4 protein-coding genes are annotated in these 4,129 nt (G+C 65.7%); 2 read left to right on the forward strand and 2 right to left on the reverse strand.

Annotation, left to right across the window (positions count from 1 at the left end):
* Window positions 1-1,490 (reverse strand): peptidoglycan recognition protein family protein (locus tag TA90_RS09925; protein ID WP_043536087.1); only part of this gene is annotated, 1,490 nt, incomplete at its 3' end.
* A gap of 139 nt (window positions 1,491-1,629) precedes the next feature.
* Here TA90_RS09925 and rfbB point away from each other — a divergent pair.
* Window positions 1,630-2,637: a dTDP-glucose 4,6-dehydratase gene (gene rfbB / locus TA90_RS09930; protein ID WP_043536088.1), complete on the forward strand. Its 1,008-nt coding sequence runs from the start codon at window positions 1,630-1,632 to the stop codon at window positions 2,635-2,637.
* Window positions 2,638-2,641: 4 nt separating this feature from the next.
* The gene (locus TA90_RS09935) at window positions 2,642-3,598 is read left to right on the forward strand and encodes a glycosyltransferase (RefSeq protein WP_331394272.1); all 957 of its coding nucleotides are present in this window, start codon (window positions 2,642-2,644) and stop codon (window positions 3,596-3,598) included.
* A gap of 29 nt (window positions 3,599-3,627) precedes the next feature.
* Here TA90_RS09935 and TA90_RS15645 read toward each other — a convergent pair.
* A partial coding sequence (locus TA90_RS15645; protein WP_222704611.1) for a hypothetical protein occupies window positions 3,628-4,129 on the reverse strand: 502 nt, incomplete at its 5' end.

The following is a 4,129-nucleotide window of genomic DNA, read 5'->3' on the forward strand; positions in this document are numbered from 1 at the left end:
GAGGTGGTGACAGGGATGTCGACCGTCGCCGCGATGCCGCGGATCTTCCCCAGCTGCGCGTACCCGGCGTCTCCGGGACAGGCGGTCGCATAGGTGTCCCGATGACCCGAGATGCGGTTGACAGTCACGGTCCTCCCGGCCACGAGGGTGCCGTTGGAGATGCTCGGGGTGAAGGAACCTGTGCCGGTGGCAGAGACGCCCGCACGGGCCAGCTGCCACCCGGCGAGCTTCCCGACGGTGTCCAGCGTCGCGCTCGAGGGAGTCACGGTGGAGTAGTCGCCGATCATCGAGATGCCCATGGTCCCGGTGTTGAAGCCGAGATCATGCGCACCGACGACCATCTTCCCCGAAGGAGAGGCCAGGGAGCCCGCTCGGCCCTCGAACGCACGGCCCCACTTGTCGACCAGGAAGTTGTAGCCGATGTCGCCCCACCCCAGTTGCACGGCGTGGTACTGGTAGATCCCCCTCACCACGGAGGCCGACTGGTCCATCGTGTAGTTGTTCGTCCCGGCGGTGTGGTGGACCACCACGAACGACGCAGGGGCATACGTCGGATCCCACGTCATGGCGGACTCGTCGGCTCCCCAGTCCGCCCGCGAAGAGACCGACACGGGAAGGTCCGTCGCCGTGGTGGAGGCGGGGAAGACGGAACCCAACGCCGAGGAGGCGACCGAGTTGCCCGTTCCGGTCCCGGTTCCAGGGGCCCGGACGCCGCCGGACTGCGTGGTGACACCGGAGTTTCCTGACTCCGCATCGTCTCCATCTGGAGACTTCGATGTGTCGGCTGGCGTCGACGGGGAGAGCCGGGAGAGCGTGGTGTCGTCGGCCCCCTCCAGCGATCCGGCGTTGACGGCAGTGGCCGTCGCAGCGACCTCCGTGACATCGGAGTCGTCGAGGACCTGTTCACCGTCGGGGTTGGACGGGAGCATGGTCAGTGCGAGGTTCTCCGGCAGGTCCTCCGCTGTGCCCGTCACCCGGACCTGGATCCCATCGGCCCCGCCCGTCACGAAGGGCTCGGTGCCGGCCCTGCCCACACCGTCATCGCGTTGGGACGCCTCGGGGTCGGTCAGGTACCACTCGGACCAGTTCTCTCCCTCGCGGACCCGGATGTAGACGTCTGTCCCGTCAGGGAGATCCGATGCGCCGTCCCAGGTGAGCCCGGTGATGAAGAAGGGGTCGACCTCCAGCGGCTCGGTGAGGATCGCTGCATCATCGGCGGGGTCCAGCACGTCCCCGTCAGCGCCGAGCAGTGAGAGCGAAGTGCCGGACGTCGGTCTGACCGCAGATCCTCCGCCTCCCACGACACTCGACGCCAAGGCGGAGGTCGCCACCTCTGTGGGTTCCCCGAGCGCCGTGGTCAGCGGCAGGACGAGGGCGGGCGCGCTGTCGTCATCCGGGGACTCGGATGTCCCGCCGGACGCTGATGGCGTGGTCATCGCGCCGACCAGGGAGATGATCGCTCCGACCGAGACGAAGGCGCTTGTCGACATGTGGTGCTCCCGTGATGGATGAGGATCTTGGGAATGGATGGGATGGACTCAGACGAACTGAACACATCGCCACGTGCCCGAGGGTACACGAGTGCGGCATAATGGCACAGACTCGGATCCATCTGATGGGAGCCCATCCATGAGAATTGTCGTCACCGGCGGAGCTGGTTTCATCGGCGCGAACTTCGTGCACACGTTGTTGGAGGACCATCCCGACGTTGACGTCGTTGTCCTGGACAAGTTCACCTACGCCGGTAACCGGCAGTCCCTCTCTGACATGCCTGCGGACCAGGAGAGCCGACTCACGATCGTCGAGGGCGACGTCGCAGACATGGACGTCGTCGATCCGACGGTCGCCGATGCGGACGCGGTCGTGCACTTCGCTGCCGAGTCGCACAATGACAACTCCCTCAACGACCCCTACCCCTTCATCCACTCCAATCTGGTGGGCACCTTCACCCTGCTCGAGGCCGTGAGGCGGCACCACACCCGCTATCACCACATCTCCACGGATGAGGTCTACGGGGATCTCGCCCTCGACGACCCGGCGAAGTTCGAGCCCACGACGGCCTACAACCCCTCGTCGCCCTACTCCTCGACCAAGGCCGGTTCCGATCTCCTCGTGCGTGCGTGGGTCCGCAGCTTCGGCGTGGAGGCGACGATCTCGAACTGTTCGAACAACTACGGCCCCTACCAACACATCGAGAAGTTCATCCCCCGCATGATCACCAACAGGTTCGAGGGGGTCAGGCCGCGTCTGTACGGTGACGGTCTGAACGTGCGCGACTGGATCCACGTCAGGGACCACAACACCGCCGTATGGGACATCCTCATGAAGGGGCGCATCGGGGAGACGTACCTCATCGGTGCGGATGGGGAGACGTCCAACCGTGACGTCGTCGCCATCCTGAATGAACTCATGGGCTATCCGGCCGATGACTTCGACCACGTCGCCGATCGTGCCGGTCACGACCGCCGGTACGCGATCGACGCGACCAGGCTCCGGGAGGAGCTGGGGTGGACGCCGCAGTTCACCGACTTCCGATCAGGTCTCCAGCACACGATCGACTGGTACCGGAACCACGAGGCGTGGTGGGCCCCCCAGAAGGCAGAGGTCGAGGCGAAGTACGCGGCCAAGGGCCAGTAGGGCCGTGGCGACCGGGAACGCACCCGACTGCCGGGACATGCCCCGGGTCCTCGTCCTGATGGCCACTTTCAATGGTCGACGATGGATTGACGACCAGGTCGATTCGGTCCTCGGCCAGGAGGGCGTGCATGTCACCCTTCTGGTGTCTGACGACGGGTCGACGGACGGTACACGTGAACACCTCCTGGAACGGGCGCGGCTGGACTCGCGCATCCGCGTGATGGGTCCTCGCGGCGGCCCTCCAGGGGTGACGGCCAACTTCCTCCACCTGTTCACGCACTGCAGTGTCCCGACGTCCCAGTTCGTCGCGCTGTGCGACCAGGACGATGTCTGGCACCGCGACAAACTCTCGTACCAGATCAACCTGATGTCCAGGACTTCCGCTGATGCAGTGTCCTCCAACGTCACCAGCTTCGACAGCGCGGGACATCGCAACCTCGTCGTGAAGAGCCTGCCCCAACAGAAGTGGGACTTCGTGTTCGAGGCTGCGGGACCGGGATCGACCTACGTCTTCACGGCGGCGATGCACGGGCGCCTGGTCGAGGTCCTCTCAGAGGTCGACACCACGTCGATCGGGGTCCACGACTGGCTGTTGTACGCACTGGTCAGGGCCATCGGTGGTAGGTGGGTCATCGACGGCCGACCAACCGTCGACTACCGTCAACACGGGGGGAACGTCCAGGGAGAACACTCAGGTCTCGTCGCATTCCGCTCCCGGTTCGCCAAGCTGCGTTCCGGTTTCTATCGCCAGCAGTTCATCCTCGTGGCGCTGGCCGCACGTCAGGCAGGTGCATGCGCGCATGACAGTGCATGGTCATCGGACCTGGACGCCTTGATCGCGCAATTGCGAGATCCCGGCATCGGGGGCCGCGTGGCGATCTGGCATCGTCGACGTGAGATCCGACGTGATCCCAAGGAGGGATTCGAGCTCGCACTGGCGTGTCTTCTCGGTGTCTGGTGATGCAGGATGCCCTCGGGGGGACCTCCGGTCTAGCTCCCGCCGGACTGGGAGGTGTCCTGTGGATCCGGTACGGGGGATGGTTGTGGGGTCGTGCCCTGCGTGCCCGACTGGGACGTCTCGCCGCGGCTTCCCGGCTCTGGTGGGAACGACGGGTCGTGGGACGGTACGGCACCACCGGCCGGTTCCGGTTGGCGGAGGCCCCCGACCTCGGGTGACGGTCCCGCGTCCAGAGCGCTGAGAGGGACATGGAGGATGTAGATGTTCTCCGCGGGGGACGAGCCCACTCCTTCGGCGTCGACCTGGTTCGCCTTCTGGATGAACACGTCGAGGCGTCCCCGGAGTCTCCACAGCTCCTCGTCGAATGAGGGTTCCCATCTGTCGAGCGACGTGGTGGTCAGATCGGTCAATGACCAGGAGGTGTCGCTCCCGGCCCGCGTGGCCAGTGTCGCGACACCGCCGCGTTCAGCGTCCCGCAGCAGGAGGTGGACAACCACTCGTTCGCCGCTGCCTGAGACCAGTACCTGGGGCCTT

Source organism: Actinomyces polynesiensis, assembly GCF_000820725.1.
Classification (GTDB): Bacteria; Actinomycetota; Actinomycetes; order Actinomycetales; family Actinomycetaceae; genus Pauljensenia; species Pauljensenia polynesiensis.